This is a genomic window from Myxococcus sp. AM010 (assembly GCF_013372585.1).
Classification (GTDB): domain Bacteria; phylum Myxococcota; class Myxococcia; order Myxococcales; family Myxococcaceae; genus Myxococcus; species Myxococcus vastator.
Genome location: NZ_JABXEO010000097.1, coordinates 1 through 23,832, shown reverse-complemented (window position 1 = coordinate 23,832; position 23,832 = coordinate 1). Strand labels below are relative to the sequence as shown.

At 71.2% G+C, this 23,832-nt stretch carries 17 protein-coding genes; 8 read left to right on the top strand and 9 right to left on the bottom strand.

The window, feature by feature from the left end; genetic code table 11:
* Positions 1–44: 44 nt before the first annotated feature.
* From HV826_RS31220 to HV826_RS31205, 4 genes are all read right to left on the bottom strand, one after another.
* Entirely contained in the window at positions 45–296 is a 252-nt protein-coding gene (locus tag HV826_RS31220; protein WP_176420711.1) for a VOC family protein, read from the bottom strand.
* 413 nt (positions 297–709) lie between these two features.
* On the bottom strand, positions 710–1,060 hold the full coding sequence (locus HV826_RS31215) for a DUF2019 domain-containing protein (protein ID WP_176420710.1): 351 nt from the start codon (positions 1,058–1,060) through the stop codon (positions 710–712).
* 151 nt (positions 1,061–1,211) lie between these two features.
* Positions 1,212–2,372 carry a hypothetical protein gene (locus tag HV826_RS31210; protein WP_255217507.1) on the bottom strand — a complete coding sequence of 387 codons (1,161 nt, stop codon included), beginning with the start codon at positions 2,370–2,372 and terminating at the stop codon, positions 1,212–1,214.
* 460 nt (positions 2,373–2,832) lie between these two features.
* Positions 2,833–5,667: an FG-GAP-like repeat-containing protein gene (locus HV826_RS31205; protein WP_176420709.1), complete on the bottom strand. Its 2,835-nt coding sequence runs from the start codon at positions 5,665–5,667 to the stop codon at positions 2,833–2,835.
* A gap of 266 nt (positions 5,668–5,933) precedes the next feature.
* Between HV826_RS31205 and HV826_RS31200 the strand changes: the two genes are divergently transcribed.
* The gene (locus HV826_RS31200; protein WP_176420708.1) at positions 5,934–6,770 is read left to right on the top strand and encodes a hypothetical protein; all 837 of its coding nucleotides are present in this window, start codon (positions 5,934–5,936) and stop codon (positions 6,768–6,770) included.
* Positions 6,771–6,796: 26 nt separating this feature from the next.
* On the top strand, positions 6,797–7,396 hold the full coding sequence (locus tag HV826_RS31195) for a hypothetical protein (protein ID WP_176420707.1): 600 nt from the start codon (positions 6,797–6,799) through the stop codon (positions 7,394–7,396).
* A 73-nt stretch (positions 7,397–7,469) separates the two neighbouring features.
* On the opposite strand, the gene HV826_RS31190 is transcribed toward HV826_RS31195, so the two are convergent.
* Positions 7,470–8,360: a hypothetical protein gene (locus HV826_RS31190; protein ID WP_176420706.1), complete on the bottom strand. Its 891-nt coding sequence runs from the start codon at positions 8,358–8,360 to the stop codon at positions 7,470–7,472.
* A 77-nt stretch (positions 8,361–8,437) separates the two neighbouring features.
* Here HV826_RS31190 and HV826_RS37895 point away from each other — a divergent pair, with 77 nt between their 5' ends.
* Positions 8,438–11,386 carry a tetratricopeptide repeat protein gene (locus HV826_RS37895; protein WP_176420705.1) on the top strand — a complete coding sequence of 983 codons (2,949 nt, stop codon included), beginning with the start codon at positions 8,438–8,440 and terminating at the stop codon, positions 11,384–11,386.
* 32 nt (positions 11,387–11,418) lie between these two features.
* On the opposite strand, the gene HV826_RS31180 is transcribed toward HV826_RS37895, so the two are convergent.
* From HV826_RS31180 to HV826_RS31170, 3 genes are all read right to left on the bottom strand, one after another.
* Positions 11,419–12,447 carry a peptidoglycan-binding protein gene (locus HV826_RS31180; protein ID WP_176420704.1) on the bottom strand — a complete coding sequence of 343 codons (1,029 nt, stop codon included), beginning with the start codon at positions 12,445–12,447 and terminating at the stop codon, positions 11,419–11,421.
* A gap of 55 nt (positions 12,448–12,502) precedes the next feature.
* Positions 12,503–14,458 (bottom strand): peptidoglycan-binding protein, encoded by a 1,956-nt coding sequence (locus HV826_RS38165; RefSeq protein ID WP_368671031.1) that lies wholly within the window; start codon positions 14,456–14,458, stop codon positions 12,503–12,505.
* A 130-nt stretch (positions 14,459–14,588) separates the two neighbouring features.
* Entirely contained in the window at positions 14,589–15,467 is an 879-nt protein-coding gene (locus HV826_RS31170; RefSeq protein ID WP_176420703.1) for a sigma-70 family RNA polymerase sigma factor, read from the bottom strand.
* A gap of 76 nt (positions 15,468–15,543) precedes the next feature.
* On the opposite strand from HV826_RS31170, the gene HV826_RS31165 reads away from it, so the two are divergent.
* Positions 15,544–18,474, top strand: a complete 2,931-nt coding sequence (locus tag HV826_RS31165; RefSeq protein ID WP_176420702.1) for a serine/threonine-protein kinase — start codon at positions 15,544–15,546, stop codon at positions 18,472–18,474.
* A 380-nt stretch (positions 18,475–18,854) separates the two neighbouring features.
* On the opposite strand, the gene HV826_RS31160 is transcribed toward HV826_RS31165, so the two are convergent.
* The gene (locus HV826_RS31160) at positions 18,855–19,961 is read right to left on the bottom strand and encodes a phosphatidylglycerol lysyltransferase domain-containing protein (RefSeq protein WP_176420701.1); all 1,107 of its coding nucleotides are present in this window, start codon (positions 19,959–19,961) and stop codon (positions 18,855–18,857) included.
* A gap of 60 nt (positions 19,962–20,021) precedes the next feature.
* On the opposite strand from HV826_RS31160, the gene HV826_RS31155 reads away from it, so the two are divergent.
* The 4 genes from HV826_RS31155 to HV826_RS31140 are packed head-to-tail and all read left to right on the top strand — an operon-like array spanning position 20,022 to position 23,636.
* On the top strand, positions 20,022–20,771 hold the full coding sequence (locus HV826_RS31155; RefSeq protein ID WP_176420700.1) for a hypothetical protein: 750 nt from the start codon (positions 20,022–20,024) through the stop codon (positions 20,769–20,771).
* Positions 20,771–21,388, top strand: coding sequence for a hypothetical protein (locus HV826_RS31150; protein ID WP_176420699.1), 618 nt, complete (start codon positions 20,771–20,773; stop codon positions 21,386–21,388). The genes HV826_RS31155 and HV826_RS31150 overlap by 1 nt, the downstream gene beginning before the upstream one ends.
* On the top strand, positions 21,379–22,167 hold the full coding sequence (locus HV826_RS31145; RefSeq protein ID WP_176420698.1) for a 1-acyl-sn-glycerol-3-phosphate acyltransferase: 789 nt from the start codon (positions 21,379–21,381) through the stop codon (positions 22,165–22,167). Before HV826_RS31150 ends, HV826_RS31145 begins: the two co-directional genes overlap by 10 nt.
* Positions 22,158–23,636 (top strand): radical SAM protein, encoded by a 1,479-nt coding sequence (locus HV826_RS31140; RefSeq protein WP_176420697.1) that lies wholly within the window; start codon positions 22,158–22,160, stop codon positions 23,634–23,636. The genes HV826_RS31145 and HV826_RS31140 overlap by 10 nt, the downstream gene beginning before the upstream one ends.
* Positions 23,637–23,832: the final 196 nt, after the last annotated feature.

Sequence of the window (23,832 nt, the reverse complement as noted above, 5' to 3'; positions counted from 1 at the left end):
CCTCATTGCTTCGTTTTCATAAAGCGCCCACTGTCCTACGGCTGTCACGGTGCAGGACGGCCACCGAGGAACTCGGTGCCGGATTCGACGAACGCGATGGGATTGCCGAATGGGTCGACCGCATAGAACAGCGTCTCGCCCCACGGCATGTGCTCGACGGGCGTCACCGCGGTAGCGCCAGCCGAAAGGCACCGCTCGCGGAGGGCGCCGAGGTCCCTGGTCGAGAAGTACACGTACTGGACGGATGTGGGCGCCAGGTCTCGCCTGGGCAAGTACGAGAACGAGTTCGCCAGCATTGAATGACGGACCACCCCGAGCGGCTGCCACAACTCGGCACAGGGGGGGGGCTCGCGACCATGAAGTGCCGTACACGCTGAGGTATGACCTGAGCCATGAGCGCGTCCTCGAGAAGAAGTGCGACGCGGATTGCGTTGGTGGTGAGGTGGCGGGCAGAGGCGCCTTGATGGAGAGCGTCATTGCGCGCGATGCGGACCAATTCAAGGAGCTGCTGGGGGGGCAAAGTCGGTCTGCGGCGTCCCGGTGCCGCCTACGTTCGTCGCCACCAACTGGAAGAACAGCGCCGATGCTTCATCGACCTTGGCAGCCATGGGTACCATCGGTGCGAACGTACCACAGCGTCTCCTTGGACAATCCTCCTCTTGAATGAGGGCCGAGAAGCGCGTGCAAGCCGACCGACAATGAAGACGTCCTAACCAGGGTCCAAGGACCAGGTGCCTTCTTCCCAGCGCTTCAACGCCTCGGAGGCCGCGAAGGAAACAAGGCCCTCCCCCTGTGCTGCATCCTTCAAGACGGTTTTGGCCTCCTCCGTTCCATGGCGAAGGAGGAAGGCCGCCGCCTTGACTCGAACGTCCATGCGAGGATGCATGAACAGAGCTGCGAGGGCATCCCTCCCAGGGTTGCCATACGCGCACAGCTTGTCGAATGCCGCGTTCACCTTCTTGGCGTGCTTGTTTCCGGTCTTCGCGTCTCCCCGCCAAATCGCATCGGTCTGGGCTGCGGAGTGCTGAGCGAATGCCTCTACGAGCTTTTCGAGACTCACTTCCGGACTCCCCAAGTCCCCTTCTGCACCTTTTCGATGGCCTGCAATCCAAACTGGCGCTGGGCCTCACAGGACTGCGTGCTCAACCACCGTCGCACCGTCAAGCTCCTCGAACCGGTGATTTCCTGTTGAATCGAGGAGTAGAACCCGCTCACGCGCGTGTGCAGTCCTTCCTCCAGTGGGATGACGTTCTCGGTGTTGTGGATGGCACGGGGACCGAATCGCTCCACGTTGCCAGGAGTCTGCTCGACGATGTGGTGCCATTGCTTGCCTGGCCCCGCTGAGAGCCCAAAGCACTCTTGAGGCCGCCGAACGAGCCCCAGGATCTGAAGCCGGCAGGATTGCTCCCCGCTGCGGCTCCTCCTCCGACCATGCGCTGGGCGGCCATGGCGACCGCCGTGGCAGGAAGGGAAATGATGACGGCGCTTCCTACGACGGCCACCGCACGCACCTGTCCTACGTTCGACAGGTTGATGCCTACGCCTGAAGCCCCTGCCACCGCTGCCTCCGTGAAGCGGGGCAACATCGACAACCGCGAGGCCAGCCACGCGGCGCCCCCGGTCATGCCATGGCTCACCACCACGGTGACCGCGAGGACGAAGACGCACGCCACCTCCGGGCCGACCCTGTTGGCGAAGACCTGACCGGCCTGCTCCAGTTCCACCCACGTCGTGGCCAGGTCGGCGGCCCCCTTCAACTCCCGGCTCGCGTCCACCACCTCCAGGAAGGTCTCCACTCCCAGGTAGATGAGCAGGACCGCCGAGACGATGGCCGCCGCCTTGGTGAACACCGGCTCGGGGTTGGCCGCCAAGACGGCCCAGGTAACGAGGCCCGTGGCGATGACGGTGTAGAAGAGATGGGGCGCCAGGGTCTTCTCCACCGCCCTGGCGATGGACTCCTTGAGGGGCGCCAGTGAGAGGCCCAAGGCAATCCCCAGCTTGTCCCACTCACCCAAGCCCATTCCGTCGTCGAGCAAGGAGAGGCAGTGGTCCCTGCGCTGGCCCGGCTCACAGATGCCGCCGAAGCTCTTGCGCATCAGGCGCTGCCATCGACTGTCCGCAGCGTTGCCGGAGTGGGAGGCGCGCACCAGCCAGCCTTGCCGCGGAGCACGAAGCGTCAGGGGCACCTCCAGCACCAACTGCCCCAGCGCCTCCTCGAATGTTTCCGCGTCCACCTTCACGGACTTGCTTGAGGAGGATGGCCTGTACTCCAGGGGCGAGCCTTGTCCCGTGTCGAGGCGGACGACACGCGGCGAGGCGCACGCATCGAGGATGGCGAGGAGTAGGACCACGACGCTCAGACGGATCGCCATGTGACGCTTTCAAAGCGAGGAAGACTCCAGTTTACGGGAAGGCCACCCCAGAGACGATGATGTTCAGGGTCGCACCTTCATCCGACAGCAGAGAGTGATGCTGCCCTGCCTCTGCACCATGGTGTCGCCGGTCCGGAAATCTTCCTTCTCTGGTGGGATAAGGACCGAGGAGAGGGCTTCGTGAACGCCGTGCTGAGCGCCGTGAGGAAGCTGATGGCCTCGCCGCTCACCCGCGGGAGGATGGCGGCCGTCGCATTCGCGTTGACTGAGAGGGCGCCTCCACCTCTCCCGCTGCGATACTTCGTCGCGCCACCGTGTCTCTCCGGGTCCACTCCAATGAGCCGAAGACGGTACCGGGGGGCGCCAGGGCCCTTCACGCACGCCTGGCGAACGGACACGAGAGACCTGGCGGGCCGCGCCGCAGTGAAGGACGGCGCGGCCCGCGCAACTTCACTTCGCGCTACTCGACGAGCACGTGGATGACCTGCTCGGCGGTGTTGCCCGCGGCGTCCGTGGCCTGGACGAGCACGACGTTGTCCCCGGAGCGCGACAGGGTCACCGCGTTGGTCGCGACATTCGTGCCCGCGCCCACCTCGGTGCTGCTGACCCAGTTGACCGTCACCCGCACCGGGGAGAGGTCCGTCACCTCGGAGACCACCTCCACCACCAGGGACTGGGGCTCATCCGGAGCCGGGGAGAGGACACGGAGGATGGGCGCGGTGCGGTCCACCGTCACCTCCCGGCGCTGGGTGGTGATGCCGCCATCGACGCTGATGACGGTGAAGGTGATGAGGTGGTGGCCCTCCGCGAGGTCCACCCAGTTGAAGACGAAGCCACCGCCGCTGTCCGGGGTGAGGCGCTGGGGCGGCCCGCCGTCGATGGACAGCAGCACCGTGCTGATGGCCGCGCCGCCGGGGCTGGCAGTGGCCCAGCCACAGGCCTTCACCTGCGCGGCGGACGTGTAGCGTGGCGGTTCGCACATGGTGAACCCGGGCGGGGTCGCGTCACGGGCCACCACATGGATGGCCGTGGTGCAGGAGGCGCTGTTGCCCGCCGCGTCCGTGGCCGAGTACGTCACCGCCGTGGTGCCCAGGGGGTAGACGCCAGCCGGTGGGCCGCTGACCGTCGCGCCGCACGCGTCGGAGACGGTGGCCTCCGCGGGCGTGACGAAGGCGCCCTCCGCGCCCGTGGCATCCACGATGCGCTCGGCCGGGCAGGTGATGACCGGCGGCGTGACGTCGACCACGGTGACGGCGGCCGTGCAGGCGTCGCTCGCCTGGCCATCGGAGACCGTCAGCGTGACGGTGTGGGTCCCCACGCCGAAGGGGCCAGCGGGCGTCTGGGTGATGGAGAAGGGGCCGGGCTGGTGGTCCGGGTCATGGCTGCCGTCGTCCACGCTGGCCGGAGCGCCGCAGGCCGTGGCCTCCGCGTGGAGGGTGACGCTCCGGCAGACCGCGACGGGCGGCGCGTTGCTGGAGCAGGCCAGGCTGACGGGCGCGCTGCCGCCGTTGTTGGTCTCCACGCACTCCGTCTCGCGGCCGGTGCCAGTGCCATCGTCATCCGCCACGGCCCAGAGCTCGGCGGTGCCTCCGGGGGCGGAGGCCAGCGCGAGGGTGGCGACCGCGCCATTGCCCGCGGAGAGCACGGAAGGGACAGTGGCCACGCCCAGCAGCGTGCCGCCCGCGTCCGGGTTGCCCTGGTAGAAGGCCACGCGGAGGCCGGCGGAGACGGCGGCGTCACCCTGGTTGTAGACGTCCGCGTTGAGGCGAAGGGTGCCCGTCGTCGAGTCGCAGGTGGTGGAGACCCCCGTCACAATCACGTCGGCCGCGGCGTAGGGGCTGGTGACGCCCGAGCCCTGGCTGTTGGCGCGGAAGGTGTTGAGGCCCGGGGTGCGCCAGTTGGCCACGGGGTGAGCGGGGATGGTGCCGTCGTCGTTGACGTTTGTGACGGAGTACGCGTGCTGGTTCCAGATGCGGCGCGTGTTCACCCAGCCGTCCTCGCGGTCGCGGTACACGCGGATGCCGGCGGTGCCGACGAAACCATAGTTGTTCGAGGCGACGACAATCTCCGCGTTGTCATCACCGTCCACGTCGACGATGAGGGGGTTTTCGTAGGTCGTCCCGGAGGAATGCGCCACGTCGAAGCGCACCGCGCCCGTGGCGCCATCGTAGACGCGCAGGCGGCGCTCGTCGCCGTAGACGACCTCGGCGCGGCCATCGCCCTCGAAGTCGAACGTGGACGAGCCTGTCACGTTCGAGCTGTTGTCCTGGGTGACGCTGGACCACTTGACCGCGCCGTTCGTCTCGAAGACGGCGTAGCGCGTGGCGCCGGCCACGCCAATCTCCGGCTGCCCGTCGGCGTCGAAGTCGGCGATGTTGGGCGCCCCCCCATGCCCTCCACCGGGGATGCTCTGGGTCCAGAGTAGCGTGCAGTCGTCATCCAGCAGCGAGACGCGGCCCGACCACACCACCACCACCTCGCCGTGGGAGTCGCCATCGAAGTCCCCCACCCCGGACAGACCATTGCCGATGCTCGTGTTGCGGCACTTGAGCGTGCCGTCATGCCGGTAGATGGCCCGGCCGTTGACCACCTCCTGCAGTCCGTCACCGTCGATGTCCGCCGCGAACGCGAGGGGGCCGACGGGGCCACCCATGCCGTCGACGCCCACCCACTTCAGCGCGCCCGTGTGGCTGAAGACATGGTTGCCGTTGATGATCTCCACCAGGCCATCGCCCTCCAGGTCCGCGAAGGCCACGCCGCCCCAGTTGTTCGCGGGGATGGAAGTCCGGAACTTGAACGCGCCTGTGTTCTCGAAGCAGAGGATGCCGTTGCCGCTCTCCGGAATGGCACACAGCTCCACCAGGCCATCTCCGTCGATGTCCGCGCCGGCCACGCTCGCGGCGCCACGCACGCGCAGGGCCGGGTCCGTCACCGTCCACAGCTCCGCGCCGTCGGCGCCGCTGATGGCTCGCAGCACGCCGTTGGTGGTGTAGTTGGAGCCCACGAAGGTGCTGAAGACGATGTCCGGGACACCATCGCCATTCACCTCCACGACGATAGGCGTCATCATGACCTGGACGTGGGTCGGCAGGACGGGGCTTCCGCTCCAGGCCCACTCCAGCTCCGGCTCGAAGTTGGGGTTGAAGGGTGGCTGGACCTGGCACTCGCCGTTCGCCTCGGCGGCGTTCTGCCCCAGCGCGTCCTGCTCCGCGGGTCCGATCTCACCACACGCCGTCAGCGCCAGCAGCGCCGCGACCGACAGCCGGATGCCCTCCCACCTCGTGTTCTGCTTCATCGCTACCCCCTCAGGGCCTGTCTGGGATGACAGGGCTTCGTGAGGACCCCGGGTATAGATTGGCTTTGCACATTTACAACTGGGTCAAAACTGAACTCAGCAGGAATGTAATTCAAAGCCAATACCGGAAGTTTAAGTTTTCAAGGAAAGGTCGCAACCGGCGAGGCCGGCTTCCGTCCATGCGGGAGGGGCCGAAGCGGCAGGCGTGCCGTGGGCCCCAGGCGACCCTGAATCCGGCGCCTTCCTCTGGAACGGGAGAAGTGCTCATGAAGAACGTGTTTGCCAGCCGCCTGCTGGGCGGACTTGTCTCGGTGTTGCTGGTCGTTGGCTGTGGTGTGGCACCGGCGGGAGAGGAGCCCGCGCCCGCGGTGGAGTCTTCCGCCGAGGGGCTGACGCTCGAGCGCGCTCCTGCCGGTATGCAGGGGACGTTCTCGCATGACGGCTCGCGGGTCGAGTTCCAATCACAAGCACTGTCCGCCGACGCCGTGCGGCTGTTCGTCACCGTGAACGGCAAGCGGTTCGACTTCGAGATGGACTTCAGCGATGGCGTGCTGAAGAGCGACGGGCATGAGGTGGTGTTGAGCGCGCAGGATCGCCAGGCGCTGGCCACCTTCGGATTCTCGCTGGGCAGCCACCTGATGCAGGAGGGCGCGCCGCTCCGGCACGAGCTGCTCGTGGCCGTGCAGGCCGAGTACTGGTCGGAGTCGCCGGAGGGCTATGTGCACCGGGCCAAGGTCATGAACGCGGACGTGAGCGCGATGAGCAATGGGAATGACGGCATCGCCTGCATCACCAAGGGCAGGACCTACACGGCCTTCTACGACCGCGGCACGGCGGGCGCCATCACGTCCAAGGCAGTCGTGGCCAACTCCAACTGGGGCCCCAATGTCTGTGGTGGTGGCGACTACAACTGCATGGGGCGCTGCGGTCCCGGCTGCGGCTGGGGCGCGCCCAGCGCGTACACGCTGGACTGCCTGGACCACGACACGTGCAGCCACGACCTGTGCTCCTCCGACGGCGCCTCGGACGTGAACTGCGGTGACGAGTTTTCGAATGCCCAGGATGACTGGTCCCTGGGTGTGGCCCGCGGCTGTTTCGGCTGAGCAGACACTCCTTGGAGGAACAACTCATGAAGAACGCTCTTGTTTCGTTCGCTGTCCTTTTCCTGGTGGGCTGTGGCGCGGCGGATTTGACGGAGACCGAGGTGGCGCAGGTCGACCAGGCCGTCTCCAACGTGCCGAACACGTGCTTTGGCGCTTCCGGGAGCAACTGCTCCGGGCCCCCGGGCGGCTTCTGCACCAACTCCACCACGACGGCCGGCTGGGTGAGCTGTCTCGTCACGGTGGGCTCGCAGATGCATGATACGTGCTGCATGCAGTACCCGGGCGGCGAGAGCTGCAATGGCTCGCCGACGGCGCAGTTCTGCACGCCCCCGGCGAACTCGGGCTACGGGACGCCCTACCGGTGCTGCAAGGCCGAGTGGGACCACGCCGTGGGGGACATGGCGGCGGGCCGCTACTGGTCCTGGGGCTTCAAGGAGAGCGTGGTGGCGCCCCCGGGCTACCGCATGGCCAACACCGCCGTGCGCAACGGCCAGGTGACGGCGTTCCCCACGGCCAACTCCATCAAGGCGAAGTCCGGCACGAGGCTCTGGAGGCCGGACGCGGAGATGGGCTGGTGCGCCAATGGCATCCGCAGCGCGGGGCTGACCGACGCCATCTGCAACTGAGCGTCCAATCCCCGCGTCGGACGCGGCGCTGGGGCGGCCCCTTGACGGGCCGCCCCGGTGTCGCCGCGGGCGCTCACTCCTCCGCCGCCGGGAGGAGGCGCTCGAGGCTCAGGTCCAACTGGCTTCGGATGAGCCGGTTCAGGCTCTCCAACTCGCCAGCGGGCAGCGGGAGCCGCTCCAGCAGCAGCCTCCGCGTCCGGTCCGCCAGCGCCTCGCACACCTGCCGGAGCCGGCGGAACATCGTCACCCGGTGCGTGCCGTGGAGCGCCGCGAGCCGCGGCGTGGGCAGCCCGTCGATGAAGTGCCAGCGCAGCAGGTTGCGCTCCTCGGGTGCCAGCGACGCCAGCGCATCCTCGAAGGCGCGCTTGAACGCCTCCTGATACTCGCGCCGGACCTGCCGCAGCTCCACGTCCTCCGCGACCGCGGGGAACGCCTCGAAGAACGCCTCCTCCACCTCGACCTCCGGCACGTGCTTGCGCAGCACCTCCAGCCCCTCGCGCGTCGCCACCGCCCGCACCCACCGCCGCAGGTCCCCGCGCCCCTCGTAGGTGCCGATACGCGGCGCGACCCCGCCCCCGGCCACGAGCAGCTTGTGCTGGAGCTGCTGCAGCAGCTCCTCCCGCTGGGAAGGAGGCAGCCGCAGGCGCACCAGGGACACCTCCATCTCGGGCACGCAGTGCTGCTCGAAGCGCCGCAGCGCCGCCGTGTCTCCTCGGCTGCATGCGAACGCCAGGTAGAGGTCGGCGCCCCTCGCGCCGTCCACGCCCGGGGCGCCGCGCTCCAGCGCCGGCAGCCGCTCCACCAGCCACGCCAGGAAGGCCCCAGGCGCCACGCGGAAGCCGGGCCAGACCTCCAGCGCCGCGCCAAGCAGCTCCACCAGTCGCGACTCCCCACCCGCCAGCGCCTCACGCCGGGCCGGGTCCAGCCGCGCCAGGAAGGCCTTCACTTCCTGCTCCGCTTCCACGGGACCCCCAGTTTACATCCGCGTCACACCCCACCATGCTATCAACGGCTGCCTTGAATTGATTGTCATTCCATTCCATGTCCTCACGGTCTGATTCCCTGGGTGCGCCGCCGGTGGTGTCGGATCCCGGCTGCTTGACGCCGGATGCCGCGATTGAGTTCGTGGAAGGACGCTGTCCTCCGGAGCAGGTCGGGACCGTCGGACGGCACGTGGATGGCTGCGCCTTGTGCCGCAGGCTGCTGGCGGCGCTGGCCCTGGACGAGGACCTCGCGCCGCCGGTGCCCGCCAGGGAGCCCGCTGGCGTCACCGAGCCACGGGCCTCGGCCGAGGAGCGGCTGCTGGAGGCGCGGCTGGAGCGGGGACGCTCGGTGGGCCGGTACCTGCTGCTGAACCGGCTGGGCGTGGGGGGCATGGGGGTGGTGTACAGCGCGTATGACCCGGAGCTGGACCGCAAGGTGGCGCTGAAGCTGCTGCGCGTGAGCACGGCGCACACGCGGGAGAGCCAGGCGCGCCTGCTGCGCGAGGCCCAGGCGATGGCGCGGCTCCAGCATCCCCACGTGCTGGCCGTCTTCGACGCGGGCACCTTCGGCGACGAGGTCTTCATCGCCATGGAGCTCGTGGAGGGCAGCACCCTCACCCGGTGGCTGGGGACCGAGCGTCGCGCCTGGCGCGAGGTGCTCGCGGTGTTCCTCGACGCGGGCCGGGGACTGGCCGCGGCGCATGTCGCGGGGCTCGTCCACCGGGACTTCAAGCCAGACAACATCCTCATGAGCAGGGACGGGCGCGCGCGCGTCACCGACTTCGGCCTCGCCACGGCGTTCGGCGCCGGGGAGGCCGCCGCTCCGCCCGCCAGCGGCCTCGTCGCGAGCAGCGGCGAGCCGCGGCTCACGCGCACCGGCACGATGCTGGGCACGCCGGCCTACATGGCGCCGGAGCAGCTTGCCGGCGGCGCGGTGGATGCCCGGACGGACCAGTTCAGCTTCTGCGTGTCGCTGTACGAGGCGCTCCACGGCGAGCGCCCCTTCGCCGGGGAGACGTGGGAGGCGCTGCGCGGCAACGTGCTCGACCACAAGGTGCGTCCGCCTCCGAGGGGCGCGCGGGTCCCCCCGTGGCTGCGCCGGGTGCTGCTGCGCGGCCTGAGCCCCCGACCCGAGGCGCGCTTTGCCTCCATGGAGGTGTTGCTGACCGAGCTTCGGCGCGCGCCCCAGGCCATCCTGCGGCGCCGGGTGGCGGTGGCCGTGCTGCTGGCGGTGGTGGGCGTGGGGGGCCTGGTGCTCCGGGAGCTGCGGCAGCGGCGAGCGCGGTGCCAGGGCGTGGCCGCGCGCCTGGAGGGCGTCTGGGACGAGGCCCGCCGCAAGCGCGTCTCCGAGACCTTCCTCGCCACCGGGCAGCCCTACGCCCGGGACGCGTGGCACATGGTGGAGCGCGCCCTGGACGACTACTCGGCGCGCTGGGCGCGCGACTGGACGGAGGCGTGCGAGGCCACGTGGGTGGCGCGGCGGCAGCCGGAGGAGGCGCTGCGGCGCCAGCACCAGTGCCTGGAGTGGAGCCGGGGCAAGGTGCAGGCCGTCACGGAGCTGCTGGCCCAAGCCTCGGCGGCCGAGGTGCGCGAGGCCGCGAACCTCATGGCGACCCTGCCCGACTTGAACGCGTGCGCCGGGCAGGCCCCTGGGCCCTCCGCGACGCCGCCGGCCGGGACACCGGAGTCCTCGCCGGAGAAGGACGCGCTGCGGCTCCGGCTGGCGCGAGTGGAGGCGCTCCAGGCGGCGCGCCGGGAGCGAGAGGGGCTGGAGCTGGCCCAGGCGGTGTACACCCGCGCGCGCGCGCTGAAGGATGGCCCGCTCGAGGCGGAGACCCTCCTCCGGCAGGGGCAGCTCCAGCAGGCGCTCCAGGAGAACCCGGAGGCGGAGCGGCTGCTGACGGAGGCGGTGCTCACCGCCGAGGCGCTGGGGCTGGATGAGCTCAAGGCCCGCGCGCAGCTCGAGCTGGTGTGGCTGTACGGCGTGAACCTGCACCAGGTCGGGCCGGCCGTGGCCTGGAGCCGCCAGGCGCAGGCCTCCATCCACCGGCTGGGCGGCGCGCTCCGGCTCCAGTACCCGCTGCACCTCCACCTGGGAGGGGCGCTGTTCGACGCGGGCCGGTACGCGGAGGCGGCCGAGCACTTCGAGGAGGCGCGGCGGCAGGCGGCGGAGGTGCTGGGAGAGGACCACCCGAGGCTGGCGGGTATCTGGGCGAACGCCGGCATGGGGCTGAGCGCCCTGGGGCGCTACGAGGAAGCCACCGTCGCGGTCCGGCACGCCCTGGCCCTGGCCGTGAAGTGGCTGGGGCCGCGCCACCCCCGCGTGGCCCACATCCAGACGAACCTGGTGCAGCTGCTGCTGTACCAGCACCGGGAGGACGAGGCGCTCCCCGTCTCCCAGGAGGCGGTGGCCATCTACTCCTCCCTGGACGAGGAGCCGCCGGGCGCCGCGCGCTCCTGGTTGTTCCTGGGCCACATCCACCTCGAGCGCGGGGAGCACGCGCCGTCACGGCGGGCGCTGGAGCACGCCCTGGCCATTGCCCGGAGGGTGTACGGACCGGAGGCACCGGAGCTGGCGGATGCGCTCACGGGGCTCGGCGAGCTGCTGTCGGCGGAGGGCCGGCACGAGGAGGCGCTGGCCTCCATGCGGCGGGCGCTCGAGCTCCAGCAGCAGGCGCTGGGGCCCTCGCACCTCGCGCTGGCGGAGACGCTCGTGCGGATGGGCCAGGTGCAGCTCGCGCTGCGCCACACCCCGCGGGCCACCGCCAGCTTCGAGCGCGTCCTGCGACTCCAGGAGGTTGAACAGAACGAGCCCATTGTCGCGGAGGCGCGGCTGGCCCTGGCCCGGCTGATGGAGCGGCGTGTGGACCAGCGCGCGCAGGCCGTGGAACACGCGCGGCGCGCGCTGGCGTTCTACACGCGTCACCCCTGGGACGCCGCGGAGAAGGCCGAGCTGGAGGCCTTGCTGGGCCGGCTCACCTCCGGGGAGGACTCGCGGAGGAGGTAGGGGCGAGCGCGCGCCAGGTGGCGCGAGGGCGGCTACCAGCCGCAGTGGATGTGGTCGAAGTGGCCGGCCGGGTCATTGCTGGGGCCGAACACCTCGATGGCGCCCAGGGCGCGGCACGCGTCCATGAAGCCGCGCGCCGCCGCGCTGTCCCCGTAGATGCGCACGCCGTTCACCTCGTCCACGTCGAAGGCGCGCCCCTGGAAATGCAGCGAGCCGTAGCCATGGTCCGCGCCGGCGATGGCCGTGACGAAGTAGCTGTAATTGCGGCTGGTGATGAGGTTCTTCATGCCATTGAGCAGGTTGTTGGTGAGGAAGACGGTGGTGCAAGGCGCGTTGCCGTAGCAGCTCGTCTTCGACGCCCGGCCGGCGGCCGCGTCCTGGATGTTGGTGAGCGGGTCCGCGCCGTCGAAGCGGCCGAACGTCTGGTTCCACAGGGTGATGGTGCCGGCGTTGTGGGAGCTGAGGATGCTCTGCGCGGTGGCGCTGCTGCTGGTGCCACAGCGCGTCGCCTGCGCCACCAGGGCGTTCCAGGTGTTCAACCCCACGATGCCGTCCACGGGGCTCAGGCACTTCTTCGTCTGGAAGTCGCGCACCGCCGTGTTCGTGCTCGTGGCGAAGACGCCGTCCACGGTGACGGCGGTGTAGCTGTAGCGGCTGCGCAGCTGGTCCTGCACCGCGCGCACCGCGTTGTTCGAGCTGCCCTGGGACACGGGGACGATGAGCGCCTCCCAGGTGGCGGGGCCGATGATGCCGTCGGCCAGGAGGCCCTTGGACTGCTGGAAGGCCCGCGCCGCCGAGTAGGTCGCGCTGTCGAACGCGCCGTTGACGCTCAGCGTCCGGCCGTTGTGCCGCAGCAGGTACTGGGCCGTCACCACGTCACGGCCGCTGTTGCCCTGGCGGAGCACCGGCCAGGACAGCCCCGACACCGCCTGCTCCACCTCGCCGACCGGCGTGTCCGTCAGCCCGTCCACCGGCAGGTCACCGGCGTCCTCGCCTTCGCCACAGCCCGCCGCCAGCGTCGCCGCCAACAGCCCGACAACGAGTCCCCTGCCAGAAGACATCCGTCCCCGCATCATCGTTCGCATCATGCGCTCCATTGGAATTCCGGGCCGGAGCCTACTGCTGCTTCAGCGCGTCACCCGGCACGAGGATGACGACGCTCTGGGCCGAGCCGTAGATGAGGGGGCCGTTGGATTGGTAGTTGAACGTCTCCCGGCCGCCGTCGCGGACGATGCCCATGTCGAAGCCGCGCGAGCCCTCGCTGTTGTCGTTCCACGAGTCGTGGCGCGTCTGGAAGATGATGGCGCCGCTCGGAATCTGGCCCGCCAGGGCGAGCTCCTCGTACGCGTCCGCGGAGATGACGTTGGCCTGGATGGTGCCGTAGGCCGGGCTGTGGATGGTCTGCACCTCCGAGCCGGGGAGCGGCAGCGACTTCCACCCGAAGTCGCGCACCAGCTGCACCATGCCGCCGCGAGGGTTGTTGCCCGTGTCCTCGCCCGTGGCCAGGGGCTGCGGCACGCCCAGCCGCTCCATGTTCACCAGCGTGGAGGCCACGCACGTGAAGTCGCCCTGGCCGGTGAGGGCGCCGGTGGCCAGCTTGCGCAGCGTCGCGTTCTCGGTGTCCACCCTGAAGTTGCCCATCACGACGCCCGAGGCGAGCGACTTCGCGTGCTCCTGGACCTTCCTCAGCGTGAAGGCGCCAGCCACGTCCGGGGGGCCCCCCAGCTTCAGGTGCTCCTTGGCCGCCTTCAGCGCCGCCACGCCGTCCGGGCCCATCTGGTCGTTGACGACGCCCTTGTAGAAGCCCGCGTCCTTCAGGGCCTGCTTGAGCTGCGTCACCTCGGGCCCCCGGGAGCCCGGCCTCACCTCGAAGCTGGCGCTGGCGGCGCCACCGGAGATGTTGCCGAGCGTCGCCGGGTTGAGCGTGGCGGCCGCGCCGCCGATGAGGCGGGCCGCCGTCCGCGGGCCATGGACTCCATCCGCCTGGAGGCCGGAGCGAGCCTGGAACTGCTTCACCGCGGCCTCGGTGCGGGGGCCGAAGTCGCCATCCACCGCCAGCGGGGGCTGGGCGCCGGCCTTGTTGAGCGCCTGCTGGAGCTGCGACACCTCCGGGCCCCGGGCGCCCGTGGCCAGCAGCGCCACCGCGCCGGCGGCGGCCGGCGGCGGCGTGGCCACTGGGGCCTGGGAGGTGGGCGCGGGCGTGTAGCCGGACTCGCCGGTGGGCGCGGTGCCCGTGGTGGACGCGCCCCGGGCGTTGAGCACCTTGACGATTTCGTCCATGCGCCGGCCCTGGTCGGCCCGCACCTCGTCCAGCGTGGTGGCGCCGTTCCTGTCCAGGTCCAGCCCCGGCGCTTCGATGCCTCCGTCGGTGTTCTGGTACGAGCGGACGCGCGCCTCGATGAGGTTGTCCTTGGTGATGCCGTTGCGCGCCAGCCAGTCGAACTGGCCGATGAGGCCCTGGCCCGTGGAGCTGTCACTCCAGCCGAGCCCCGCGGCCTCGCTCTGGTTGAAGCTGTCGAAGAAGGCCGACGCCAGCAGCGGGTTGTTCGGGTCCAACCCCGCCTCGCGCGCCGCCGCCTCGTACCGGGGCAGGATGGAGCGGAAGTTGGCCAGCTGTTTGGCGTCCGCGTCCTCGGGGGAGCTGGCGGGGCCGCGCTGGTAGGAGAAGGTGCCGGTGTTGTGGGCGGCGTTGCCCGGGTCCACGTGGCCCCCGTAGGCGGACGTCGTCCCGCCGTCGACGGTGCGCGTCCCCTCCGCGTTGCCAATGGCCACCGACAGGGTGCTGTCGGGGCTGGCCAGCTCCCGGGCGAAGTCGAAGCCGCCGCGGCGCTTCGCGTACTCCTCCAGCTTCTGGAGGGTGAACTCACCGGCGACGTCCGGGGGGCCCCCCAGCTTGAGCGCGGCCTTGGCGGCCTTGAGCGCGTCCACGCCCTGGGCGCCCATCTGGTCATTCACCACGCCGTCGTAGAAGCCCCCGTCCTTCAGCGCCTGCTTGAGGCGCTGCACCTGCGGCCCCGAGGAGCCGGGCCGCACCTCGTTGGAGTTGGAGGAACTGGCCGGCGTGCGGGCCACCGGGGAGGGACTTCCTGCGCGGGTGACGGACATGGGGAACCTGGGGGTAATGGGGAAGACCTGTGCGTCTGCCCAGGAGGACGCACCCCGGGAATTTCGGTTGCATTCCCGCGCGCCCGTCCCGCGTCCGTTACTCGGGCGGGAGCAGGCGCTCCAGGCTGATGTCCAGGTGGCTGCGGATGAGCCGGTTGAGGCTGGCCAGCTCCAACTCGGACACCGGCAGCCGCTCCAGGAGCAGCTTCCGCGTCCGCTCCACCAGCGCCTCGCACGTCTGACGCAGCCGGCGGAACATCGACACCCGGTGGAGGCCATGAAGCGCCGCCAGCTGGGGCGTGCTGAGCCCGTCAATGAAGTGCCGCCGCAGGAGGTTGCGCTCCCCGGGCTCCAGCGACGCCAGCGCCTCCTCGAAGGCGCGCTTGAACTCCGCCTGGTACTCTCGCCGGGCCTGTTGCAGCTCCACGTCCTCCGCGGCCGCCGGGAAGGTGTCGAAGAGCTCCTCGTCCACGCCCACCTCCGGCGTGGACTTGCGCAGCAGCATCAGCCCCTCGCGCGTCGCCACCGCCCGCACCCAGTGCCGCAGCGCCCCCCTTCCCCCATACAGACCGATGCGCGGCGCGGCCCCGTCCTCGGACACCAGCAGCTTCTGCCGCAGCTCCTGCCGCAGCTCGTCCCGCTGCGTGTGGGAGAGGCGCAGGCGCACCAGGGCGGCCTCGAGCTCGGGCACGTAGTGCTGCTCGAAGCGCCTCAGCGCCACCGTGTCCCCCCGGGTACAGGCGAAGACCAGGTAGAGGTCCGCCACCCTCGGCGCCTCCGCGTCCGGGCCCGCCGCCGGCAGCCGCGCCACCAGCCAGCGCAGGAAGTCCTCGGGGGCCACGGCCAGGCCAGGCCAGGCCCGCAGCGCCTCCTCCAGCAGCCCCGCCAGCCGCGGCTCCCAGCCCGCAAGCCGCGAACGCCCCGCCGCGTCGAGCCCCGCCAGGAAGGCCGCTGTCACCCCCTGCTCTGTGCCCACTCAGCACCTCCCATTTCCGGCAGGATGCCCGCGTCCCATTTTTACATGAAGACCTGCCTTCCCTAGAATCTTCGCCATGGCCTCCGCGCCCCCCTCCGACGGCTCTGGTCCCCCGGGGTCCGGGCCGGACTGCCTGGACGACAACACGGCCATCGAGTTCGTGGAGGGGCTCTGCACGCCCCCGCGGGTGGCGGCCATCGAGCGCCATGTGGATGGGTGCGTCCCGTGCCGCCAGCTGCTGTCCGAGCTGGCCCGGGACAGCGGCTTCGCCGCTCCGGCCGGGCCCTCCAGCGCCTCCGCTGGCCCCCTGGCCTCCTTCGAGGAGCGGCTGGTGGAGTCGCGGCTGGAGCGGGGACGCCCGGTGGGGCGCTACCTGCTGCTGGACAGGCTGGGCGTGGGGGGCATGGGGGTGGTGTACAGCGCGTATGACCCGGAGCTGGACCGCAAGGTGGCGCTGAAGCTGCTGCGCGTGGGCACGGCGCACACGCGGGAGGGCCAGGCCCGCCTGCTGCGCGAGGCCCAGGCCATGGCCCGGCTCCAGCACCCCCACGTGCTGGCCGTCTTCGACGCGGGCACCTTCGGCGACGAGGTCTTCATCGCCATGGAGCTCGTGGAGGGCAGCACCCTCACGCAGTGGCTGAGGGCCGGGCGGCGCTCCTGGCGGCAGGTGCTGGAGATGTTCCTCGGCGCCGGGCGCGGGCTGGCCGCCGCCCATGCCGCGGGCCTGGTCCACCGGGACTTCAAGCCGGACAACGTCCTCATCCGCGGGGACGGGCGCGTGTGCGTCACCGACTTCGGCCTCGCCCGGGCGCCGGGTGTCACCGAGCTCGCCGCCCAGCCCGCCAGGGGCCTGGGGGTGAAGGACGGGGACCGGCTGACGCGCACCGGCGCGCTGCTGGGCACCCCGGCCTATATGGCCCCGGAGCAGGTGCTCGGCGGCGCGGTGGAGCCCCGGACGGACCAGTTCAGCTTCTGCGTGGCGCTGTACGAGGCGCTCCACGGAGAGCGGCCCTTCGCCGGTGAGACGTGGGAGGCGCTGCGCGAGAGCCTCCTGGGCCACGAGGTGCGCGCCGCGCCCCGGGGGGTGAGCGTCCCGCGCTGGCTGCGCGGGGTGGTGCTGCGCGGCCTGAGCCGTGAGCCGGGCGCGCGCTTCCCCTCCATGGAAGCGCTGCTGGCGGAGCTGGAGCGGGGCCCGCTGGCCGTGCGGCGGCGGCGGGTGGCGGCGGCGGCGCTGCTGCTGCTGCTGGGCGGCGGCGCCATGGGCTACCAGGACCTCCATCAGCGGCGCGAGCGGTGCCAGGACGCGGGCACGCGGTTCGCCAGCATCTGGGACGCGGAGCGCAAGCGGACCCTCTCCGGCGTCTTCCTGGCCACGAAGCAGCCCTACGCGCAGGACGCCTGGGCCATGGTGGAGCGCACGCTGGACGACTACACCGCGCGCTGGAGCCGTGAGTGGACGGAGGCGTGCGAGGCCACCTGGGTGGAGCGGCGTCAGCCGGAGGAGGTGCTACGCCACCGCAGCCAGTGCCTGGACTGGCGCCGGGACAAGGTGCGGGCCCTCACGGACCTGCTCGTCCAGGCCTCCGCCACCGAGGTGCGCGAGGCCGCGAGCCTGATGGGGACGCTGCCTGACCTCGCGGCCTGCACCGCCCAGGGGGTGCGGGCGGCCCACGCGTTGGCGGCGCCGACGCCGGTGGCCTCCCCGGAGAAGGAGCTGCTCCGCACGCGGCTCGCGCGCATCGAGGCGCTCCATGCGGCCCGGCGGGAGCGGGAGGGAGTGGAGCAGGCCCGGGAGGTCCACGCCCGCGCGCGCGAGCTGGGCGAGCGCGGGCTCAAGGCCGAGGGCCTCTTCTGGCAGGGGCTGATGCACCAGGGGCTCCATGAGGACGCGGAGGCGGAGCGGCTGCTGAAGCAGGCGGCGCTCGCGGCCGAGGCGCTCGGGCTGGACGAGCTGAAGGCCCGCGCGCACATCGAGCTGGTGTGGGTGTACGGCGTCAACCTCCACCAGCTCGAGCCCGCCCTGGAGTGGGGCCAGCAGGCGCAGGCGACCCTGGAGCGGCTGGGGGGCGCCCCCAACCTCCAGTACCACCTGCACCGGAGCCTCGGCGGGGCGCTGTTCAACCACGGCAAGTACGCGGAGGCCACCGAGCACTTCCTGCAGGCCCGCCAGCAGGCGAGCGCGGCGCTGGGCGAGGACCACCCGCGGATGGCGGGCATGTGGGCCAACAGCGGCATGGGGCTGAGCACCCTGGGCCGCTACGAAGAGGCGACAGACGCGGTCCGCCATGCGCTGGAGCTCGGGGTGAAGTGGCTGGGGCCCCGCCATCCCCGGGTGGCGCACATCCAGATAAACCTGGTGATGTTGCTGCTCCAGCGGCAGCGGCCGGACGAGGCGCTCCCGCTGGCGCTCGAGGCGGTGCGGACCTACGAGGCCTCGGGCCAGGAGAGCCCCGGCGAGACGCGCGCGCGGATGTTCCTGGGCCACATCCACCTGCGGCGAAAGGAGTATGCGCAGGCCCGCGAGGCGCTGGAGCACGGCCTGGCCGTCGGAGAGCGGGTGTTCGGCCCCACCGCGCCGGACCTCGCCGACACGCTCACCGGCCTCGCGCGGGTCCTCGCGGCCCAGGGCCGCAACGCCGAGGCGCTGGTTCCCATCCAGCGGGCCCTGGCGCATCAGGTCCAGGGGCTCGGGCCGAAGCACTTCATGCTGGGGGACACGCTGCTGCAGCAGGGCAGGGCCCAGCTGGCGTTGGGCCGCACCGCCCAGGCCCTGGAGAGCTTCGAGCGGGTGCTGCGGCTCCAGGGCATCGAGCAGAACGAGCCCGTCGTCGCCGAGACGCGCCTCGCCCTGGCCAGGGCGCTGGAAGCGCGCCCGGGGCAGCGCGAGCGGGCGCGCGAGCTGGCGCGGCAGGCCCTGGACTTCTACGTGCGCCGCCCCTGGGACGTGGCGGAGAAGACGGAGCTGGAGGCCCTGCTGGCCCGGCTGGCGGCGCCCGCGCCGAAGTGAAGCCAGGCGCCCGGCCGCGGTGGCCTACGGAGGGGGCAACGGCTGCCAGTTCGGGTCGGGCCAGACGAAGGCGTCACCGCGGCCACCGTGGACTCCACCAACGCCACCAGATCCACCTTTCGCTGGCGCTGAAACGCACCCGACCGCCGCGCCGCCTCCAGGAGGTCTTCGGCCGACACCAGCGCGCGCAGTCCCGCAGCCACCTTCGTCCTCGGAGTGCTCGTCCTCATGCCGGAAGAAAGTTCCTGGCCACCCTGTTTCGGCGGACCTGCAGGCTCGGCTGCACTCAAGCCCTTGATTCTGCGCCGCTTTCTCCATCACGTTAATCAGACGTGGATGCCTCTGCGTCACGGGCCCGAGGGGTGGACGCGGGCCGCCGTTCAAGCGGATGAGGCTGTAGCCCGCGAGGCGGCCCCGCTTGCCCGGGCGCGACTGGAAAAACTCCGGCGGAGCACCTCCGTGAGGGGCACGCCGCACGCGCGCAGGAGCGACAGCAGCGCCGTCACCGCCCACGGGGACGGCGTCACGAAGTAGCGCTGGGGTGTCCCCCCGGGGAACGCGTCCTTCATCTCGCGGAGGCGGGCAAGGTAGTCGACGCCCGCGAGTCGGCGCTCCAGCCACTGCACCTGGCGCGAGAGCCCCGGTGAGCAGCCGCCGGTGTCCACGCCGTACAGCGGGCAGAACCCCAGCGAGAGCTGGCTGACGCCCTCCACCCGCAGGCGGGAGGCGAGCGTGGCGACGGCCGCGTAGTACACGCCCCACAGCCGCGTCGGCTCGAAGCGGATGAGGTTGAGCAGGTAGCCCTGGACGCGGCCCTCGTGGAAGTACGGGTCCAGCACCGCGTAGCCGAACACGCGCGCGTCGGCGCCCTGGCGCAGGAGGAACATCCGCGCAAGCCCGTCGCCGTCGAGCGTGAGCGGGCGGTTGAGGAAGCGCATCTCCACGGGCACCGAGCTGCGGCGCAGGTAGGCGCGGGTGACGGCTTCCACTCGGGCGCGCTCCTCGTCGCCCAGCGCCGAGGGCTGGACCTCCCGCACCTCGAAGCCGCCGCGCGCCGCCTTCCGGAGCGCGCCCTCCACCTTCGCGGCTCGCGCGGACTCCGGCGCGTCGAGCGCGAGCACCTTGTCCATGCCCATGCCGCTGACGCGGTAGCGAGGCCCTCCGAGCCCGGCGGCGAGCATCGCGACGTCCCGCTGCACATAGAAGAAGAGAGGGCGCCTGCCCGTCCGGAGGAAGCGCTGGACGAGCTCCGCCCGGTCACCCGCCGCGCACACCGGAGGGCCGAGCGTCAGGTCGAACCCGAAGGCCCGCTGGTAGGGCACGTAGCCGAAGGAGGTCTCGAAGTAGGAGAGGCCCGGCTGGAGCGTCGAGTAGGAAATCGGGTCCGCGCCGTGCGCTCGCACCAGGTCGTGCTTCACGCCGCCCACGATACCGGGCCGCTGGCCGGGGGGCGAGATGCGGGCCCGGCGTGGCATAGTCGCGAGCATGAGGGAGCGCGGCACATGACGCACGGCTGGGCGGGACCTTCCCTGGAGCGACTCTGCGAGTTGGCAAGGCGCGACCAGTGGCGGCTCGAGGACCTCGGCTGGAGCACCGTGGACGTGTCGGCACTGCCGGAGTCCTTCCGCCAGACGGCGGCCGAGGCCTTCGTGCAGCTCCAGTGCGGTGAGCAGACCGCGCTCTTCGCCGCGACGCGCCTGCGGGAGTGGCTCCCCGAGGGCTCCGCGCGCGCCTTCCTCGCCACCCAGCAGACGGACGAGGCCCGCCACGTGGCCTTCTTCGAGCGCGTCGTCGGGATCTTCGGGTGCGAGGGGCGCGTGCGGCCCTCCGTCGCGCGGCTGATGCGGGAGGTGCGCGAGGCGGACACGCCCGAGGCGCTGCTGCTCGGCATGCAGGTGCTCATCGAGGGCGTGGCGCACTCCCTGTTCCAGGAGGCGGTGAGGCTCGTGGAGACGCTGGACGACGGGGAGGGGCTCGACAGCTCGATTCGGGCGCTGAAGACGCTGGTGGCCGAGGCCCTGCCCCGGCTGGCGCGAGACGAGAGCCGCCACATCGCCTTCGGCCTGCACTCGCTCCGCCAGCGCATCCCCCGGCTGGACGGCGCGGCGCGCCTGCGGTTGGAGGAGAAGGTGGCCCTGTGGGGCGAGTGGCTCCTGGAGCAGGTGCGCGACCCGGACCTCATCGTGGGCATCGGTATGGATGGGGGCGCCGTGTGCGAGCGACTCCTCGAGGACATCAACCTGCGCATCGCCCAGGTCGGACTCCACACGCGGCTGGCTCCACTGAAGGCGGCGTGATGCGCACCGCGCGCGCCATTGACGAGCGGATGGGCTTCTTCGTGAAGCACGGCCACCTGGACCGGTTGCCGTCCCCGTGGCAGGTCCGCGTGGGCGGGCTCGCCATGCTCCCCGTCACGCTGAGCGAGAGCGAGCGGGAGCGCCAGCGCAGCCGGAGCACCTGGATGGGACAGGTGCCCATCCGCGTGCCGCTCCAGGTGCTCTACAACCCGCGCCAGCTCCTCGCCGACTCCGGGCTCACCCAGCGCCCGGAGAGCATCGTCCGGCACATGGTCAGCGTGTACCACGAGGACGCGTTCCTCGGTTACGACCTGCAGCTCTTGCAGTCCCACCCGGGCGGACTGGCGCTGCTGCGCGAGGAGGCGTCCAAGGTCGTCGACGGCCGCACGCGCTGGGCGCCCTACCTGCGCGGACTGGTGGCGTGGCCGGGCTACCACGCGCGGCTGGTGGCGCTGGCCGAGGCCGCCGAGCGCTTCGAGTACCCGGACGCGCTGGACGTGGACCCGCGCTTCGCCACGCTCGTCGGCTTCGCGCGGTTCTGCGGCGCCATGCCGGACTGGCCGGAGCGCGGCTTCTACGGCTTCGACCTCGACAAGCTGGTGCGGCGATGGCGGTAGCGCCCGGCGCGCTCGCGGCGGTGGACCACGACTTCCAGCGGCGCCACGTCGGCTGGCTGACGCGGGCGCTCCACGCGTGGTTCCGCGTGGACGTCCAGGGAATGGAGCACCTGCCGTCCCGGCCCTTCCTGGGCGTAGGCAATCACAGCGGCGCGGCGATGATTCCGGACACGCTGGTGTGGCTGGGCACGTACCACACGTCCGGCCGCCAGCCGCCGCTGGTGACGCTGGCCCATGACGCCATGTTCGACGTGTACCCGCGTCCGCTCGCGCGCTCGCTGGCGAAGCTGGGCGCGGTGAGGGCCCGGACGGACCTCGCGCTGGAGGCGCTCCGCCAAGGCTACGCCGTGCAGGTGTACCCGGGCGGAGATTACGACGCGTGCCGGAGCTTCTCGCGCAGGAACGAGGTCGTCTTCGCGGGCCGCAAGGGCTACGTGGCGCTGGCGCGCGAGGCCGGGGTGCCCATTGTCCCCGTGGTCTGCGTGGGCGGGCACGAGGCGCTCGTCGTCCTCTGGGACGGGGCCTCGCTGGCGCGGAGGCTGGGGTTCGACCGGCGCTTCCGGCTGAAGACGTTCCCCCTGTCCCTGAGCCTCCCCTGGGGGCTGTGGCTGGGGCCGCTGCCGGGCTACGTGCCGCTGCCAGCGAGAATCAGCGTGCGGGTGCTGCCGCCCCTCTCCCCCGACGACGGGGACGTGGACGCGGTGGACGCGCGCGTGCGGACCTCCATGCAGTGCGCCGTTGATGAGCTGGCGAAAGGGCGACGTCTCCCATGGCTCTGAAGAAGGTCTCCAGGTTCGGCGAGGCGCTGGAGGTGAGCACCGCCACCGAGCCGGAGCTCGGCGCCCGGCTGGAGCGGCTCTGGGCCCAGGAGCCGCTGCTGCGGCCCCGGCCGGAGCTGCACGACTACCAGCTCACATACCCTCCCGCCGTGCAGTTGGAGAAGCGCCCCGGCTACCAACGCGCGCCCACGGACGCGGAGTACCTGCGCGACGCGGTGGGCCCGTTCTCCGCGGGCGGGTACTACTTCCACTTCGGCTTCTGCAAGTACCGCTGCCGGTACTGCTTCCACTACGAGCTGCTGACGAAGCACACCGAAGACTTGATGTCGCGATACGTGAACGCGCTGTCGCTGGAGATGCGCCGCGTCCGGGAGCTGACGCCGCGCCTCAAGCGCGCGCTGTACTTCCTGGGCGGCGGCACGCCCACCGCCCTGCCCTTGCACCTGCTGGAGCGGTTCCTGGAGCGGCTGCTGTTCCACTTCGGCCCGCCGATGACGTCGATGAGCACCGTGGAGGCGAAGCCGGTGACGGCCTCCGAGGAGAAGCTCCACGCGCTGGTGCGGGCGGGCTTCCGCCGCATCAACCTGGGCGTGCAGACGCTGGACCCGGAGCTGTACGCCTTCCACCACCAGAAGGAGGAGCTGCGCATCGCCTTCGAGGCGATTGAGCGCGCCCGGCGCGTGGGGTTCGAGTTCGTCAACATCGACATCATGACGGGCCTGGAGCGGCAGACACCCGAGTCGTGGCGGAAGACGCTCGCCGAACTGGAGCGGCTGGCCACGAGCGGCGCGGTGGACAGCGTCTTCATCTACCCGTACCACGATGACCCGCGCAGCGGGACGTACGGCAAGCCCGGCGCGGTGCCCTCGTGGGTGCGGACGGCGCACAGTGATGCGCAGGCGCGGGCGCTGTTCACCCGGCTCGGCTGGAAGGAGCTGGGGGCGCGCTTCTACCGCTCGCCCCGGCACGTGCGGCGCGAGCTGCTCGAGCTGGCGCGCGTGCGCGTCAACCCCGCGTACGGAGAGGTGCTGTACCACGGGCTCGGCAACTCCAGCTTCTCCATTGGAGACCGGGCCACGTTCCTCAACCACCGCGACGTGAATGACTACTGCACCGCGGTGGAGAAGGGCGGGCTGGGCATTGCGTACTGGCGGACGCTCGACGACGCGCAGCGGGCGACGCGGGACGTGACGTTCGACCTCCTCTACAGCCCCTTCACCCGGGTGCGCTCGCGCGCGAAGAAGTACGGCGCCCAGACGATGGCGCATCACCGTCAATTGCTGGCGCGGTGGACGGAGCTCGGGCTGGGCGAGGAGAACCGGCTGCTCGGCACCTTCAGCCTGACGCCGCTGGGCAAGCTCGTGCACCAACAGCTGATTCCCCAGCACTACCTGCCCGAGGACCGCCGCGAGCTGGCCGAGGCCATGGCGCTGCGCCAGCAGGCGGGCCGGAAGTACCGCGGGTACTGAGGAACACCCGGGGCCCACCTGGCAGGAGGGACGCTCAACCCCTGCCGCGCCGCGCGCTCCCGCCGATGCGCCGGCGGAGCATCCCCCATGCAGGGGCCTGTCAGCCCAGCAGGCGCCGCACCACATCCACCAGGTCCTGGCGCACCAGGTCGCCCTTGGTGATGTAGCCGTCCACCCCCGCCGCCAACCCCCGCCG

Excerpts from the sequence above, each read along its gene's own strand:
- HV826_RS31220 (WP_176420711.1), bottom strand. The coding sequence starts at position 296 with ATGCTGGCGAACTCGTTCTCGTACTTGCCCAGGCGAGACCTGGCGCCC.
- HV826_RS31210 (WP_255217507.1), bottom strand. The coding sequence starts at position 2,372 with ATGGCGATCCGTCTGAGCGTCGTGGTCCTACTCCTCGCCATCCTCGAT.
- HV826_RS31205 (WP_176420709.1), bottom strand. The coding sequence starts at position 5,667 with ATGAAGCAGAACACGAGGTGGGAGGGCATCCGGCTGTCGGTCGCGGCG.
- HV826_RS31200 (WP_176420708.1), top strand. The coding sequence starts at position 5,934 with ATGAAGAACGTGTTTGCCAGCCGCCTGCTGGGCGGACTTGTCTCGGTG.
- HV826_RS31195 (WP_176420707.1), top strand. The coding sequence starts at position 6,797 with ATGAAGAACGCTCTTGTTTCGTTCGCTGTCCTTTTCCTGGTGGGCTGT.
- HV826_RS37895 (WP_176420705.1), top strand. The coding sequence starts at position 8,438 with ATGTCCTCACGGTCTGATTCCCTGGGTGCGCCGCCGGTGGTGTCGGAT.
- HV826_RS31180 (WP_176420704.1), bottom strand. The coding sequence starts at position 12,447 with ATGTCTTCTGGCAGGGGACTCGTTGTCGGGCTGTTGGCGGCGACGCTG.
- HV826_RS31165 (WP_176420702.1), top strand. The coding sequence starts at position 15,544 with ATGGCCTCCGCGCCCCCCTCCGACGGCTCTGGTCCCCCGGGGTCCGGG.
- HV826_RS31160 (WP_176420701.1), bottom strand. The coding sequence starts at position 19,961 with ATGCTCGCGACTATGCCACGCCGGGCCCGCATCTCGCCCCCCGGCCAG.
- HV826_RS31150 (WP_176420699.1), top strand. The coding sequence starts at position 20,771 with ATGCGCACCGCGCGCGCCATTGACGAGCGGATGGGCTTCTTCGTGAAG.
- HV826_RS31145 (WP_176420698.1), top strand. The coding sequence starts at position 21,379 with ATGGCGGTAGCGCCCGGCGCGCTCGCGGCGGTGGACCACGACTTCCAG.
- HV826_RS31140 (WP_176420697.1), top strand. The coding sequence starts at position 22,158 with ATGGCTCTGAAGAAGGTCTCCAGGTTCGGCGAGGCGCTGGAGGTGAGC.